The organism is Clostridium celatum (genome assembly GCF_021412605.1).
GTDB lineage: Bacteria > Bacillota > Clostridia > Clostridiales > Clostridiaceae > Clostridium > Clostridium celatum.
Map to the genome: position 1 here is coordinate 62969 of NZ_JAJKGM010000014.1, position 17681 is coordinate 80649.

Genomic DNA, 17681 nt, shown 5'->3' on the forward strand with positions numbered 1-17681 from the left:
ATCTTGTAAAGGTAAACATTTACTTTCCTACTTAATTGTATAATATTTCCAATTTATTTTCAATATTTATTTTTAATAAAAAACCGTATCAATTTAAATATTTCTTAATTAATAAGAATATATATTTTCAAATTGAATACGGTTTTTATATTTTCAATTATATTTTAATAATTATTTATTCATTATTTTATTAATTATTAAACTTATATCTTTTGCATCTATTACTTTATCATTATTAATATCATAATCCTTTAAAATTTCCCATATATCACTATTATTTTTTTCTGCTTCTCCATAATATTTTGAAATCATAGCTACATCACCTATATCAACTTTGCTATTACCATTTAAATCACAAGTCTTTAAATTAATTATAGCTATTTGAAGTGATATATTTGCTGCATTAATCTCTTCTTCTGTTGCTTCTTTATTATCTAGTACAGCTTTTGTACTATTTAATGCTTCCGTGAATATTCTCCAGGCATCTTCTAAATAGTAACTATCTTCTTTATCTTTATTATCATCATAAAGTTTTTGAAGTTCTGCTTTATCTGCCTCTTCTACAGAAATCTTATCTACATATAAATTATCCACAATGTACTCTGTTGCTGCATTTCTTGTTATATCAATATAGTAATCATCATAATTACCTGTTGTAAATTCAACTTCAACAGTACCTGTTCTACTTATACTTTTACTTACTAATACTGAATTATCTCTATCACCTGCTTCACTAGCCTTATCTGATTTAACACCTAATATAAAAGCATTATCTGCCCATGATAAATGATCTAATCCAATTCTATAAGTTGTATTTGGTTCAAATCTAATTCTATGAGGTAAAGTTCTCATATAATCACCTGAGCGAATTTTTAATGAATATCTTCCATCAATAGTATCGTTTGTATAAGGCGCATTAGTTTCTGACAAATGACTGTTATCTGACTTTGTTGATTCAAATGGACCATATCCTTGATCAACATTTTCAAAATCTTCAAAGTAATAATGATCTCCTTTTTCTGTAACTCCTATTTCTGTTACACGAACATCATCAAGATTTACCCATGAATTCTCTTCTCCTTGTTCAATACTTAATTTAATTTCAGCAGTTGTTTCTCCCTCTGGTTGAGTAAATGTAATCTTAACTCTTTGGTAATAAGTATTTAACTTATCATTATGAGTTGATCCATATTTCACATTACTTCTATCTGTATAATTTGAAACTGTTTTTCCATCTGGTGTAGTAACAGATATTTCTGATTTTCTACCCTCTGAAACTTCCATCCAAACAGATGCAGAATAGGTTTGTCCACCTACTAGACCTGTCATCGTTTGAGTAATAATTGCATCAGCACCATTATTACCCTCCACTCTTATAGTAGTATTCCCCTTACTATTATTTACAAAGTTAATATGATTAGTGTTTTCAAAAGTACTGTACTTATTCCAAGAATATTCCCAGCTATGGCTATCAAATCCCATATCCTTTACTGGACTACCTGTGCTCCACTCCATATCTCTTGTATCTTCTGTTTCTTCCTTATAAATAACATATCCTGTATTAGCTGTAGTATTTAAAGTAATCTTTCCATTTATAACTTCAATAAGAGTCTTTTCTGTCTTCCCTTCATCAGAAAGCTTATATAATACTACTGAATTAAGTCCTTCCCAACTACTTGGCAATTCCCAAGTAGTAGAACCTGTAGCATCTGTCCAGTGATAAATTTTATCCTCTGTTTCAACATTCCAAGGTATAAATATTTTATTTCCATCAGCTATAACTTTCCCATCTTTAGTAATTATATTTTTACCATTCTCATAAGTAGTAACTACTTCATTATTTTCTCCAAGTATAGCTTTTGTGTTACTTTCCCATTGCATTAGTGGAAAGTTCATTAAATATTTATTAGGTAATACATCTGTAAAGAACTCTTGAATAGTTTCATTATAGTCACTAGCTCCTTGCCATCCTAAGAATCCATTAACTCTATCTCTAAGTCCTCTAAATAAATTACTATACGAAAATGTTTCTTGAGTTTGATGATTTACAAAGTGATATAGATCACCTGCATTATTGTACTCTGATGTTAAATGATGTGCCCATACACTTGTTGATGAAAATGCTTGTGGATATTCACTTGCTATTGCCCAACCTAAATCATTTAATTTAGAAGATAATTTATGTGCTGGCCATCTATCATCACTATATACGTCTACATAAACCATATCTATTCCTGGTGCAATCTCTGCTAAATCATCTAAACGTTTTTCCATACCCTCTTCTTGATCTAATATATCATTTTCTCTTATTATTTGTTTAGCACTATCATACCATGACCAACCTGCGGTATTAGATACTACACTACCATATTGAGTTGCTTCAGGATATGCTTCTGTATGATTTATATGAACCCCTATTGTTGCATTGTATTTTTCAGCCTCTTCTAAAAGTGTTCTGAAATCATCTTCCCCACCAGCTCTCTCACTTATATTCGCAAAATCTGGATGAGCACTATCATGACCTTCTGATTGATATCCCTTTATAATGATATTTTGTCCAAATCCATCTGTACCTAAATCAAACTTCTTTATATTATCTAATATTCTTAAGAATGGATATTGAGCAACGCTACCAACATTCATAGCTACTGAAGAATAAGAATTTTGTACTATTTCCGTTCCTAATCTTTCTTCTCTTATATCATCTCTATAGGCAATAGCACCATCAAAATAGTCCACTTTACTATCAGAATTTCTATCACCTGTAATTACAACCTTTGCCCAAGGTTCTGCTATTACTTCACTATCTAATAATCCTCTATAACTATACTCATTAGTCCATATACCAGTTGAAGTATACTCCCCATTTATATCTACAGTCTGATATGCTACTTCCTGATTAGATTTCATACAGCTGTTTGTAATTGAAGCTGCTAAGTTATTATCATTAACTATAGCTATATTAGTTACATCATAAGTTGTATCTGCCACTGTATTAGCTAAATCTCTATCAATCTTAGCTTGAAAATGGCTTGTATGACTTTGATTAACTCTTTGAGATTTAAAATGAGCACCTTCTTGAGTACTTCGTACTGAAACTAAATTATTTTGTGGGAAATTAATTGTATAGACTTTAGTTATATCTTCATTTATATTAACAATATTCATATTAAGAACATTATCTATAACTTCATAAATAACATCAAAAGATACACCTATTTCATCCACTGATACAGTGTAAATTGCCTTATTTTCTTCAAAATCAGAAGTTACTTTTGGTACATACCTTTTTGTATTTATATCAACAACATAATTAGGAATTTCTTGACCATATAATTTATTAGAGTTCATTTCATAACTTATTACTCTTGGGAAATTTTTATCCATAGTTACCTTAAGCTGTCCTGATTCAATATTAGTTGAGTCTTCTTCTATATTAGATTCTTCTATATTACTAGCTGTTGTTACTGAGAAAGTTCCTACTTTTCCTCCATTACTACTATGAAATCTAATACCTGCTTTTCCTTTTTCAGTTGTTACTTCATCTACTGTAGAATTGTATATAGCAACTCCATCTAAGTATACAGTTACAATCTTATCTACTAATTTTATTTTAACTGTATATGGTTTTACACGATTTGCATAAATTCTAGAACTATCTCTAAATAAATTTCTTCTAGCCCCATTACTATTAGTTACATACCAAGTTGAACCCCATTCACTACTTGATCCATCAACACCTATATATGTCCAAGAATTTTCTCCTGCATATCTTAAAACTGCTCCAAAATTAGCATTATCATTTAATGGGTCAACTGTAAATTCAACTTCACTATTATAAAGTTCTGGTGAATTTTCATCTATTACAATTGCATTAGATGTTTGTGGAATACTTAATTTATTATTCTCAGATGAAATATTGGCACTACCAACAACCACACTCATTCCATTTATTCCATTTGTAAAATCACGAGTATATTCAATATACTCTTCTGGTGGTAATTGAACATCTAAAATAAAACTGCTCTTAAATCCATCTTCAAAAACAAGTTCCATATTAGTCGTTCCATTCTCTTTAACTTTAGTAATATATTCTTTCTTTATAGTTAATACATTACCTTCTAATGTGTAGTCCACATTCCTAATTAAAGCTTCATCTTTAACGTTTACATCAATTAAAACACTTTCATTATTAGATAAATTTATAGGAATATCATACGTTCCTGCTTTTGAATATAATACATATTGTTTATTAGGTGTAACAGAAACTTCTTTATATTGTGATAATGTTAAATTATCATATATTCCATAGGAATAATTATCAGTATATCCCCATCCTCTAATTCCGATTTTACCCGTTCTATCTTCTGTTAACACATTGCCTTCATATATTTTTTCATCATCTACGAATAGTTTTAAATTTGTACCAGCATATTGAACCTTTATTTTATGCTCAGTATTTTGTGCTAATGAAGGTCCACTACTTGTTAATACTGTATTAGTCTCACTACCATTTGTGCTCCTATGATAAACCCATGTTCCTCCAACATCATAACCAATACATTCATAATTTTTATTGTCTACATATCTTATAACTAATGACATTCTTCCTGCATGACTTCTTACTTTAAGATCAGTCTCTAATTGTCCATCCTTAATTTCTGGTGAATTGTTATCTACTATCATAGTAAATTGCTTTCCATCAGATGATGTATTCCAATTTCCGCCTTGGACAGCCAATCCACCTTCTTCTGCTGATATGGTGCCTCCTCCCCATACTTTAGACCATCCACTAATATCTCCATTATCAAAATTTTGCACATATGGCTCTATTGCCAATGGTTGTACAATATTTTCATTATTTATCATTGATATCTTATTAACTGATGGTGCTGCAAAAGCTTGATTTTCAATAACTAATTGACCAATAAAAGACATACTAAGAGCTAAAGCTATTATCTTTTGAACCTTTTTACGAATCATTCTTATTTCCCCCCTGTATCCATTCTTATATACCTTTGTTAATTTACATTATCAATTACCCATATTTTGAAATTTATGTAAATTATCTCTTTTAAATTGTAGCATATTCTATTTTTTATTAGAAGGTTCATATTAATATTCAGCAATATATTATATTTATGTGCTATATTCTATAAATATCTAAAAAAAATCGCATCCTAATTATAGATGCGATTTTTTAATATAAGATTATTTCTAGTAACTTATATAATTCTTTTCATATTTATATTGTCTTCAAAAAGCTTCACTAATTCATCATACTGACTTAATTTATACTCTCTATAATTTATTATTTCTCTTTCACAAATTACATGGCCTTTATATTTCCTAATACTATTAACAAATTGATTTAAAAAATTAGTTTCATCAAATATTCCATGAAGATATGTTCCAAAAACATTTCCTTCTTCATTATGAACTCCTAAAATCTCTTCATTACTTCCTTTAATAAAAATACAATCTTTAGTAAATACTTTTGTTACTCCATTATGAATTTCATATCCAGTAACATTTGTTCCATTAAATCCATTTAATAGCTTTCCAGTACTTTGTATAGTTCCTATCATTTGCTTTGTTCTTTTTTCTTCATCAAATATAGTTTCTATATCTAAAAATCCAAATCCTTTTTCTGATGTAACTTCTCCTTCAATTCCATTTATATCTATTACGTTTTTACCTAACATTTGATACCCACCACAAATACCAAATATAATAGTTCCTTTTTCTTTTAATTCATTTATTTTATCAAATATACCTCTTAACTTTATTTCTCTTAAATCATTTATAGTGTTTTTAGTTCCAGGTAATATTATAATATCTGGCTCTTTTATATCTTCTAAATTTTCCACATATCTTAAAGTTACGTCTTCCATTATTTCTAATGGGTTAAAATCAGTGAAATTAGACATGTGTGGTAATCTTATAACCGCAATATCTAACCCTTTAATAGCTTTATTTTTTATTCTTTCTGTAACACTATCTTCATCTTCAATATCTAAGCTAAAGTAAGGTAATACTCCAAGGACAGGTATTTTAATTATATCTTCAAGTTGTTTCATTGCATCTTTAAAATAATCTACATTTCCTCTAAACTTATTTATAATAACACCTTTAACTCTTTTTCTTTCATCCTCTTCTAAAAGCATTAATGTTCCAACTACAGAAGCAAAAACCCCACCTCTATCAATATCAGCAACTAATATTACATCAGCATCGGCAGCTTCTGCCATTGACATATTTGCTATATCTGTTTCTTTTAAATTTATTTCAGCACAACTTCCTGAACCTTCTAAAATCATAACTTCATAATCCTTTGAAAATTTATCAAAAGTTTCTTTTACTATACTTTTTAGTTCCCTATTTAAATCTTTATATTTATAAGCATCCATAGTGCACTTTACTTTTCCATTAACTATAACTTGAGTTTTACCATTTCCGCTTGGCTTTAATAAAACTGGATTCATAAAAGCTACAGGCTTTATTTCACAAGCCTCTGCTTGAACAACCTGTGCTCTGCCCATCTCTAATCCTTCTTCTGTTACATATGAATTAAGCGATATATTTAATGCTTTAAAAGGTGCTACTTTAAATCCTCTTTTTTTATAGTATCTGCAAAGAGCTGTAGCTACTGTACTTTTCCCAACTGATGAAGCTGTTCCTAAAACCATTATCTTATTCATTACATATTTCCTCTATATCTAAAAATCCATGGGTTTCATTTTTTACTATTCCATTAGTTTTAAATTTAATTGGATATTTAAAAATAGGTCCATCATAAACAAATGTATGATATTCACCATTTTCTCCACATGCATCTGATCCTGTTCCTTTTATATCCTTAACTACATCTCTAGTTAGAATTTTACCTAAAAACTTTTCTCCCATACATTGAAGTTTTACATTTTTAATTACTGTTTTAAATCCTGAATCTATAAACTCATAAACTAGTTCTTCTCTATCTTCTTGCCATAATGGGAAAATAGCTTCTATTCCAGCTTCATTACATCTATCTGTACACCACGTTCTATGCTCTTCTAAATCAATATCACCAAATATACATGAATCAACTCCTAAATTCTTTTTACCATGTATTAAAGCTTCAGTGAACGTGCTTGCATAATTATCCCCTTTTGACTCTACTAATATAACTGGAATATTTAACGAGTTAGATACTTTTTTTATTAACGCTTCCGGTACTCCATGAAACCATGATCTATTTTCTGATTTATTTACTGTTACAAGTAATGAAGCTGGAATATGTCCATTTTTTATCATTCTATATAAAGCTAACGTGCTATCTTTTCCACAACTATATGACATTATAAATTTTCTCATAATTTTATCCTTTCTTTATTAATAGAAGTTCTAATAATATTAGAAAATATCTAATATAAATACTAACCTACTTACAGCTTATTATTTATATTAGATATTTATATTGCATTAATTTATTTTAATTATTAAACCTTATAAACTAATTTTTTAAAACTTAATTATTTCCACTTTTCTAAAGCTTCTATCATAAATCCTTTTACATCTACTCCATACACATCTTTAAGCTTATCATTATTTAATACCTCTTTAGGGGTACCTGAACTAACTATTTTTCCATTATTCATCATTATTACTTTTTCACCAAAAGTTTGAACTAAATTTAAATCATGCAATACTGCTACTACAATTTTATTATTTTCTTTAGTCCACTTATTTAAGTAATCTAATATTTCAATTTGACATTTTAAATCTAAATGATTTGTAGGTTCATCTAAAAGAATTATATCTGGATCTTGTGCAAATGCTCTTGCTAAATATACTCTTTGAAGCTGCCCACCAGACAACTCTGTTATAAGTTTATCCTTTATATCTAACAAACCAACATTTTCAATGCTTTTTAGTATTATTTCATCATCCTCTTTGCCTATCTTTGAAAATACACCTTTAATATGTGCATATCTTCCAAGGGATACTGTTTCATAAACTGTATAAGAAAAATAAATATTGCTTGCTTGAGACATTAAAGCTACATTCTTAGCTAAATCTTTTCTAGTTAATTTGCTCATCTCTTTAGAATCTAACGTTATATTTCCCCTATAATCTAGAAGATTCGCTATGGATTTTAAAAGCGTACTTTTTCCACAACCATTTGGTCCTACTATACAAAGATTATTTCCTCTTTCAACTTTAAAACTTACATTTTTTACAATATCTTCACTATCGTATCCACAGCTTACGCTTTTTACTTCTAGCATATATCTCACCTACTTTGATTTTTTAAAATATATATAAGCAAAAAATGGTCCTCCAATTAATGCAGTTATTGCTCCAACTGGAAGTTCTGAAGGTGCTACTATAGTTCGTGAAACTAAATCTGTAATTATCATCATGCATCCACCTAAAACTACTGACATTGGTACTACATAAGAATGTTTTGAACCAAATAATTTTCTAACTACATGTGGTGCAATTAAATCAATAAATCCTATAGTACCACTAAGTGCAACTGCACTACCTGTAAGTATTGCTACAAATAAAAATAATCTTCTCTTAACTTTATTCGTATCTACGCCTATAGTCTTTGCTTGTTCTTCTCCAAAAGTTAAAACGTCCATTTCTTTAAAATAAAATGATACTCCTAAGATTCCTATAATAAAAAATGGAATACCAGCTTTAACATAACTCCATCCTCTCATAGAAAATGATCCCATAGACCACATAGTTATACTTTCCATCTTATCTGAAGCTAAAGCTGAAATTGTTGTAAGTGTAGCACTAAAGAATAAAGATAAAACCATACCTGCTAATATAATAGTTGTATTAGACATTCCTTTATCTACTTTTTCTGTAAATTTAAGCACTATTACCATAGTTATTAAACTGCATAAAAAACCAACTACAGGCATAGTTAATCTTCCTAAGAAAGGTATTGATATCCCTGTAACAATTATTAATCCTACTCCTAATGATGCTCCTGAAGATAATCCTAATGTATAGGGAGATGCTAATTGATTTTTTAATACTGATTGTACTATTGCTCCACTAGCTGCAAGAGAACCCCCAACAATAAATGCAAGTAATACTCTTGGCAATCTCAAATTCCATATAATAGCAACTTGTTTTGGATCAATTCCTTCTAATAATGGGACACTAAAAAATTTATTAGCTAGTATAGAAAAAGTATCAAATATGCTAATATTGGAACTTCCTATGGAAGTTCCAATACATATAGTTAATAATACTAGGGGAATTGACAGTATTAATAATATTTTATTTTTAGAAATCTTTGTATTCATTTGGATAAATAGCCTTAGCTATTTCCTTTAATGCTTTTATAACATTTTGTGAAGGTCTTGAAGATGAATTTTTATCTATTTGATAAATATCTCCATCTTTTACAGCATTTATCGTGTCCCAACCTTCTCTGCTCATTATATCTTCAACTGCAGTCTTTCCTGCTTCATTAGTTCCTGGTGTATTTGCTAAAATAACATCTGGATTAGCATCTATAACAGCTTCTGGTGTTACTGTTATCCATGAATTTTCATTAGCAAATATATTTGTAGCTCCTACTGTCTCTATAAGTTCATTTAAGAACGTTTCATTTCCAAATGTATAAAGACCAGACCCTGAACCTATTTCAAAGTAAACATTCTTTTTATCTGTTATAGTATCTCCTATAGCTTTTATAGCTTCAACTTCTTTTTTCATAGAATTAACTAATTCAGTTCCTTCTTTTTCAGTTCCAGTTAAACTTGCTATAAATTCTATATCTCCATATATCCCATCAATACTATAACTACTTGGAATATATGCTACTGGAATACCTGCTTCTTTTATTAAAGCAAATGGATCTTCATCGCCAGCTTTATTATGCCCTGATGCAATAACTATATCTGGATTTAATGCAATTATAGCTTCAGCATCTGGATTTCTAAAGTCTATCTTAGGTATATCTTCACTTATCCCCTCAACATCAGCTGAATATTTATCTACAGCTACCAATTTGTCAGCTAAACCTAAAGCTACTAATACTTCTGTATTAGATGGTGCAGTAGATATTATAGTGTTAACTTGTGTAGGAACATTGAATTCATTTCCTTCTCTATCTTGCATTGTTGTAGGCTTACTTGAACATCCTACAAATATCATCATAGCCATTACAAAAGTAGCCATTAATGATATTATTCTTCTTGTTTTCTGCATTATTATGCCTCCTAAATTTTTATATTAGAGCGGTTGATTTTAGTTAGAATTTTAAGTTAATAGTTAAGCTTTTTACTTTCTCCTAACTATATTTTTTACTAACTAAAAAAAGTGCCATCAAGTTATGAGAGCACTTTAAAATACATAATAAATTGGAATTACTGCAAAATATAATTTAAAAATTATAGTAATTACTTGTAACAATCTAAAAATATTAATTTTATACCTTAAATCTATTTACTATAATCACTTTTATTTTGCAACATCTTTTATTCGTACCTATTATCTCACCCTCAGAAGATAATATTTTCTACATAGTAGGCAGGTCTCCCGGCTTTACTTCATCCTACTCTCCAAACCTTCCCGCATATAATGCAGTGGCAAATTTAATGAATTTCGTCAGTATTACGGTTACTGGGGTAGCTTAGGATTTTAACCTAATTCCCTATTAAGATTTAAGTCACCTATTATGGATTAAATTTCATACTGATTATATATTCATTACTTTTATTTGTCAAATAAAATCTTTTGTAATTCACTAATTAATTTTTCATTTTCTTTTCTAGTCCTTACTGCAACCCTATAAAAACTATTATTTAATCCAATATAATTATTACAACTTCTAATTAATATTTTTTTCTTAATTAATTCTTCCTTTAAATCAAAATTATCTAACAACTTAAACATAATAAAATTAACACTTGGATTAAAAACTTTTATATTACTTATCTTTTTTAAAGCACTATATAAATAAATTTTTTCCTCATTTACATTTATTATACTTTCATCTATATATTTCTTATCTTCTAGTGCTGTGATAATTGCTTCAGCTGCTATTATATTTATAGACCATGGAACTACAATCTTATTTATTTTTTCGTTTATTTCTCTATTTTCACATAATCCATATCCTATTCTTATTCCTGGTATTGCAAAGAATTTAGTTAATGACTTTACTATTATAGTATTTTTATATTTCTTTAATAATTCTTTACTTGAATACATATTATTTTCTTTAATAAAATCTAAAAAAGACTCATCAATAACAACTACAGTATTAGTCTTTAAAGCTCTATTTAGAACTTTTTCTATAAATTTATTATCAGTTAAAAATCCCGTTGGATTATTAGGATTACAAATAAAAACTATATCTATATCATCTTTTATTGCTTCAATAAATTTATTATCTAACTTAAAATTATTTTCTTCTTTTAAGTTATAGTATGCTATATCTCCATCTATACTTAAAACTGCCTCTTCATACTCTGAAAAAGTAGGTGCTGGTAATAATGCTTTTTTAGGTCTTATTGCTCTAACTATATTAAAAATAACTTCTGCTGCTCCGTTACCTAAACTTATATTTTCACTACTTATATTTTCAAAATTACTAATAGAGTTTTTCAAGTCATAATATGTAATATCAGGATATCTTTCTACCTTATCAATTGCCTCTATCATTGCTTTTTTCACACTTTTACTTAAACCTAATGGATTTATGTTCGCTGAAAAATCTATAATTTCCTTTGAATTAATTTTATATTTTCTTCCTATTTCTTCAATATTTCCTCCATGTATAGCCAAGACTTACACCTCATTTCATTATTTTCTATAACAATTTTGATACTATAACATTTAATATAACTGCCATAGTGCACCCCAATATAGAAACTCCATATAAAATCTTATTGGTCATATTTACTTTATTTAAATCCACTCTTTCTAAATCATCTCCAATAGTAGGTTTTTCTACAAGTTTTCCAAAATAATAATTAGCTCCACCTAATTTTACTCCAAGTGCTCCCGCAACCGCCGCTTCTGGATGCGCACTATTAGGACTACTATGATTTCTTTTATCTCTATTGTAAATATTTAAACTATTTTTATAGTTTAATCCTAAAATAAATGAAACTATAATAGTAAAATATCCTGTCAATCTTGCTGGTATATAATTAAATACATCATCTAATTTTGCTGGAAAATATCCAAATTCTATATATTTATCATTCTTATATCCAAACATCGAATCCATAGTATTAACTGCTTTATAAAGAAATGCTAAAGGTGCCCCCCCAATTCCAGCATAAAAAAGTGGTGATATAACACCATCTGACATATTTTCTGCAACCGTTTCTACAACAGCTTTAAGTATCGCTTCTTTATCTAAATTATTAGTATCTCTACCTACGATATAAGATAATTGCTTTCTTGCTCCCTTTATATCATTATTTATTATAAATTTAACTACTTTTAAGCCCTCATCCTTAAGTGCTTTTGTTGCTATACAAAAATAAATCATAATAGCTTCTAGTATTATGGATAAAATTGGACTAATAGCATTTACTCCTTTTAGCAATAAATAATTAAAGAAAAATACAACTAAAACTACTATTATCCAAGTTAATAATCCTGCTAATTTTAAATAATTTCTCAATATTTTTCTAAATATTTTTTCGGTATAGCTACATAATGAACCTATTAATCTTATTGGATGAATTGGATTTTGTGGATCACCAATTATTAAGTCTAATAAAAATCCTATTATTATTTGCATCATTTTTCTAACCTTTCTATAATTAAATATTATCTATCTTTATAATTTTAAAATCTTTTTTTGATATTTTTTCTATATTAATTTTATATCCCCTTCCACATGCTGGTTGATGTTCATAAAAGCTTTTATTATTATCATAAAAAATCTCTAGTATAGTTCCTATTGTTCCACCATGACAAACTAAACACACTGCTTCAATTTCATCATCAAAAGATTTTTCAATAAATTTCTTAAAAGATTTTTTAATTCTTTCTCTATATTGAATTTTACTTTCACCCTTTGGGCATGATACTTGTCCATTTCTATCAGTTATCCAATTTATGTAGTCCTTGTTGTCCTTAAGCATATCGTAACTTTTCATTTCAAAGTCACCAAAATCGTATTCCCAAAATTCTGATATCTCCTTATACTCAACTGCTGGATATAAAATATTTATTGTTTCATTTGCCCTTTTAGCCCCACTACTAAAAATCATCTTACAATTGGGATAGTTAATTCTACTCTTCAATTCCCTTAATTCACTTATGCCGTTATCATTTAAAGATATATCACTTTTACCACAATAAAGATGTTTCTCATTAGCCTCTGTTTTTCCATGTCTAATTAAATATACAATCAAATTTTCCATAAGTTTATTCTCCTTACAATTATCTCTTACGAGAATATCATTTTTAAACCTATTGTACAACTAACACTTTATCTCAAAAGCATATAAAAGTTTAAGAAATATATCTATTTATATTGATAAAAAGAAAAACCAACAAATAATATTGTCAGTTAATAAAGTAATTAACCTTTAATTATTGTTGGTATACCACAAAACACTCTATATACACTAGATGACTCTTTTGATAAAAATTGAAGACATCTTCCTGTTTCTTCTCTCCACTTTCTATCTTCTTTTTTTAAAGGAACTATTCCACTTGATATTTCATCACAAACTATAATTTTATCTTGAAATAAATTCATATTTTCTTTTATATACTGTAATGAATTTATTTCATTTAAAACATTACTATATGTAAATTTATGAAATCCTGAAATTACTTTTTTTGAATAGTCTATTTTACTATCAGTACAATAAAATATCTCATCATCACTAACTTCAAATTTTTCTTTAATAAATTCTAACTTACCATTATAGGCACCACCAAAAATCAAAATCAAGTTACACACCTCCAAATAATAATCTATATAATTACTTTTAATCTATAACTACTAAGTATATTATTCTCAAATTATAAAATACTAAATTATGCTTAATATTAAAACTCCAATTAACTCTGCAATAACAAGCCCATAACCTGCACTATCACCTGATATACCATCAAACTCCTTGCAAGCATTATTTACTAATAATGTACTTATAATTATCATTACAGCTGAAAGTATTATTCCATAAAAATTAAAAATAATCATAGCTATTACTGTTGTTATTACTAAAAAGCTTAAAAGTATCGCTTTATCTACTTTTCCTGTTCCTTGTTTAAAAAAAGCACCTAAAGAACTCTCCTTCATAGACTCTTTATTTAATAATAAAAAACCTATTAAGCTTCTTGAAATTATAGGTATTAAAATTAATCCTACTAAATTCTTATTATTATCTACGATAGTATATAATGCTGCAAAATTAACTGTAAACAACATAACTACAGATATTACAGCAAAAGCTCCAGTATGAGGGTCTTTCAAAATTCTAAGTTTTTCATTTTTATCTCTTCTAGATAAAAGTGCATCACAAACATCCATAAATCCATCTAAATGTAGCATTCCTGTTACTAAAAAAGGTACTATCATAGTTATTGCTGCTACTACCATAGTACTTACCCCTATTAAATATAATAACTTATAACTAAAATACCATATAAGTCCAACAATTAAACCTATGATAGGATAAAATTTCATTATATTTTTACCACCTTCATCATCCCATTCATAATGTGGTAATGGAATAATGGTAAACATACTTATAGCCATTAATAATCCCTTATAATATTTTTTCATTGTTTTCTCCTTTATTCATTCATTATACTTTTGGAATAAATATCCATAAACCCCTTATGATAAATTACATTTCCATAAGAGCATTCAACTACAACGTCTGCTATTTTAGCTAATTCCCTATTTATAACGCCAAGCTCTTTTCTAAAGTTTTCAGTATAACAATCATATAATATACTATCATTAAATAAATAATCAGAAACAAAAACTACATTCTTTGATTTTTTTGTAATATTTATTAATCCATATATTATTTCTTCACTAACTTCTTTAATAAATTCTTTTCCCTTAAACATAGAGTTTGTAACAATAGATGTAATGCTATCTATTAAAACTGTATCTTCTTTTTCTAATACTTCTGCAACATTTATCATATTAACTGGTTCTTCAATTGTATTAAATCCATATCCTTTTCTTTCATTTAAGTGATTTTCTATTCTTTTTAAATCTTCTAAATCATATGGATTCATAGTTGCAATATAATATAGTTTCCCATTTTTATTCTCTAAAGATTTTGCTAAATCTTGCGCAAACATTGATTTTCCACTTTTAGCTCCACCTACAACCAAAGTAATCATAATCGCTCCTAAAAATATAGTTTATGTAAATTAACATTATATTTAATTTTTCTAAACTATATAATTTTCTTCTCCTCTTACTTCTTCTAAATAATCGTCATTTATTTCTGCTTCTTCAAAAGTAGCCATATTATTCATCATAGCTAAACTAAATTCAACTATAGAAAAAGCTATAGGACATCCACTTCCTTCTCCAAGCCTCATATCTAAATTAACCATTGGCTCTAAATCTAATTCTTTCATTGCAATATTATATCCAATCTCCTTAGAACAATGAGATGGAATTAAATAATCCCTTACTAATGGATTTAGTCTAACTGCTACAAGTGCTGCAACAGCTGAAATAAAACCATCTATAACTACTGGTAGCTTATAATAGGCTGCTCCTAAAAATACACCAACCATTCCAGCTAAATCAAATCCACCTACTTTTGCTAGTACATCAACAGGACTATTTTTATCTGGTTTATTTACTTTTATAGCTTCTTGTACTACCCACTTTTTCTTAGCAAATGCTTCATTAGTTATTCCTGCTCCCTTTCCAACAGCTGCTTCTATAGTACAATCTGTAAGACTAACAAGGACTGAACTACTTGTAGTTGTGTTACCTATTCCCATTTCTCCAACACCTAATATACTATACTTTTCTTCATAACTTTTTTTAGCCATTTCAATTCCAGTATTTATAGCCTTTATACATTCACTATAGCTCATAGCTTGTCCTTTAACTATATTTGATGTACCTTTTCTAATTTTCCTATTAATAACCCCTGGTATTTCCTTATCTGTATTTACACCAATATCTACGACTTTTAAATCAGCATTATTTTGCTTAGCTAACACTGCTACTCCTGTTAACCCTCTTCCAAAATTAATAGTTTGAGCTAAAGTAACGCTTTGTGGTGCTGATGCAACGCCTTCCTCAACAACCCCATTATCAGACGACATTATTATTATACATTTTTTATTTATTTCATTTTTTATTTTTCCTGTAATTCCTGAAAACTTTATCGCAATACTCTCTAGTTTTCCTAGGCTTCCTAAAGGTTTAGCTAAACTATCAACTCTTAATTTTGCTTCTTTCATTACCTCTTTATCAGCACCAGTTATTCCATTGACTATTTTTTCAAATTCAATAATTTGATTTTCCATTTATTTTTCACCTCCATATTTATTTTAAACACCAGCTTTTTTTGTTATAATACTTTATTATTTATTTAAATGTCAATATTGTTATTTAAAGCAACTTTTTATCTTAGTGAAAGTTGCAAATTTATCTTATCAAATTATATATTTACCCTTTGGTGAAATTTAATGATTCATTTAGGAGAATAGCATGAATACTACCTTATTAAATTTTTTAAAATCTCAAACAGCTTGGGATGTCAAAAATATTTCGTATATAGAAAGACTTGGTGGACTTAGTAGTGAAAATTATAAAGTACTTTATAACAATACACCTTACTTTATAAAAATTTGTACACATAATTATATACATACTGATAGAAATAATGAATTATCAATATTAAATAAAGCTTGCGAAATACATATAGCTCCAAATTTATACTACTTTTCCCCCAAAAGCGGAAATATGATTACTGCTTGGATTGATGGAGTTATGCCATCTTTAGACGATTTTTCTTCAATTAATTTTTTACACAATCTTTCTAACTCTCTAAGAAAGCTTCATAATTTAAAATGCGAAAAATTGTTTAATCCTTTTAATCATATAAGGAAAAGAATTAATATATGTAAAGACTTAAATCTTCCATTACCCACCTCTATAGATATACTATTAGATTACTTAAACAATCTAGAAATTAAACTTAATAAAAGTCCTTTAATTGGACTTTGTCATAACGATTTAAATGCTTCAAATATTATTTTAAGTAACGATAATTTATATTTTGTTGATTATGAGTATTCTTCTATGGGTGATATATTTTTCGATTTAGCAACTATCTCATGGTTTTTAACTGAAAAATCTAGAAAGGATTTGCTAAAACTTTATTTAGGAAATTTTAAAGTTGAATATTACGAAAGGCTTTTAGACTATCTTTTTGTAGTTAAATTTTATAATGCTACTTGGTCTTTATTAAAATCTACTGATTCTAATTCTGATTATGATTATTTATCTGGTGCTAAAATGATTTTTAATGAATTACTAGATCATAATTCTATAAGAATTTATAAAAGCTAAAAGGGCAATTTTTTGCCCTTTATATAAAAGAAAAAACTTAACCATAGGTTAAGTTTTATCAGTTTGTTGAAAAACCCCCTGTTTAAAAACAGAGGGTTTTTCTATTATTAGTTGTGGATAAAATTTAATA

14 protein-coding genes and 1 riboswitch are annotated in these 17681 nt (G+C 27.8%); of the genes, 1 reads left to right on the top strand and 13 read right to left on the bottom strand.

The window, feature by feature from the left end; translation table 11 throughout:
- Positions 1 to 171: 171 nt before the first annotated feature.
- From LPC13_RS08015 to cobT, 13 genes are all read right to left on the bottom strand, one after another.
- Entirely contained in the window at positions 172 to 4983 is a 4812-nt protein-coding gene (locus LPC13_RS08015; protein ID WP_234088738.1) for an endo-alpha-N-acetylgalactosaminidase family protein, read from the bottom strand.
- A gap of 242 nt (positions 4984 to 5225) precedes the next feature.
- Complete coding sequence (locus tag LPC13_RS08020; protein ID WP_005214089.1) at positions 5226 to 6701, bottom strand: cobyric acid synthase; 1476 nt, start codon at positions 6699 to 6701, stop codon at positions 5226 to 5228.
- Positions 6694 to 7356, bottom strand: coding sequence for a Dph6-related ATP pyrophosphatase (locus LPC13_RS08025; RefSeq protein ID WP_005214088.1), 663 nt, complete (start codon positions 7354 to 7356; stop codon positions 6694 to 6696). Before LPC13_RS08025 ends, LPC13_RS08020 begins: the two co-directional genes overlap by 8 nt.
- Positions 7357 to 7514: 158 nt before the next feature.
- On the bottom strand, positions 7515 to 8270 hold the full coding sequence (locus tag LPC13_RS08030; protein WP_234088739.1) for an ABC transporter ATP-binding protein: 756 nt from the start codon (positions 8268 to 8270) through the stop codon (positions 7515 to 7517).
- A 9-nt stretch (positions 8271 to 8279) separates the two neighbouring features.
- On the bottom strand, positions 8280 to 9311 hold the full coding sequence (locus LPC13_RS08035; RefSeq protein WP_005214086.1) for a FecCD family ABC transporter permease: 1032 nt from the start codon (positions 9309 to 9311) through the stop codon (positions 8280 to 8282).
- Positions 9292 to 10221 (bottom strand): ABC transporter substrate-binding protein, encoded by a 930-nt coding sequence (locus LPC13_RS08040; protein WP_005214085.1) that lies wholly within the window; start codon positions 10219 to 10221, stop codon positions 9292 to 9294. Before LPC13_RS08040 ends, LPC13_RS08035 begins: the two co-directional genes overlap by 20 nt.
- A gap of 303 nt (positions 10222 to 10524) precedes the next feature.
- Positions 10525 to 10704, bottom strand: a riboswitch (cobalamin riboswitch).
- Positions 10705 to 10728: 24 nt separating this feature from the next.
- A complete protein-coding gene (gene cobD, locus LPC13_RS08045) occupies positions 10729 to 11802 on the bottom strand; it encodes a threonine-phosphate decarboxylase CobD (protein ID WP_005214084.1) in 1074 nt (357 codons plus the stop codon).
- A gap of 25 nt (positions 11803 to 11827) precedes the next feature.
- On the bottom strand, positions 11828 to 12775 hold the full coding sequence (gene cbiB, locus LPC13_RS08050) for an adenosylcobinamide-phosphate synthase CbiB (protein ID WP_195244313.1): 948 nt from the start codon (positions 12773 to 12775) through the stop codon (positions 11828 to 11830).
- A 19-nt stretch (positions 12776 to 12794) separates the two neighbouring features.
- A complete protein-coding gene (locus LPC13_RS08055; protein ID WP_040419689.1) occupies positions 12795 to 13400 on the bottom strand; it encodes a histidine phosphatase family protein in 606 nt (201 codons plus the stop codon).
- 161 nt (positions 13401 to 13561) lie between these two features.
- Positions 13562 to 13939, bottom strand: coding sequence for a bifunctional adenosylcobinamide kinase/adenosylcobinamide-phosphate guanylyltransferase (locus tag LPC13_RS08060; protein WP_040419688.1), 378 nt, complete (start codon positions 13937 to 13939; stop codon positions 13562 to 13564).
- A gap of 81 nt (positions 13940 to 14020) precedes the next feature.
- Positions 14021 to 14776, bottom strand: coding sequence for an adenosylcobinamide-GDP ribazoletransferase (locus LPC13_RS08065; protein WP_005214080.1), 756 nt, complete (start codon positions 14774 to 14776; stop codon positions 14021 to 14023).
- A gap of 11 nt (positions 14777 to 14787) precedes the next feature.
- Positions 14788 to 15351 (bottom strand): bifunctional adenosylcobinamide kinase/adenosylcobinamide-phosphate guanylyltransferase, encoded by a 564-nt coding sequence (locus LPC13_RS08070; protein WP_005214079.1) that lies wholly within the window; start codon positions 15349 to 15351, stop codon positions 14788 to 14790.
- Positions 15352 to 15402: 51 nt separating this feature from the next.
- Positions 15403 to 16503, bottom strand: a complete 1101-nt coding sequence (gene cobT / locus LPC13_RS08075) for a nicotinate-nucleotide--dimethylbenzimidazole phosphoribosyltransferase (protein WP_005214078.1) — start codon at positions 16501 to 16503, stop codon at positions 15403 to 15405.
- A gap of 184 nt (positions 16504 to 16687) precedes the next feature.
- Here cobT and LPC13_RS08080 point away from each other — a divergent pair, with 184 nt between their 5' ends.
- Positions 16688 to 17551 (top strand): phosphotransferase, encoded by an 864-nt coding sequence (locus LPC13_RS08080; RefSeq protein ID WP_005214077.1) that lies wholly within the window; start codon positions 16688 to 16690, stop codon positions 17549 to 17551.
- Positions 17552 to 17681 lie beyond the last annotated feature (130 nt).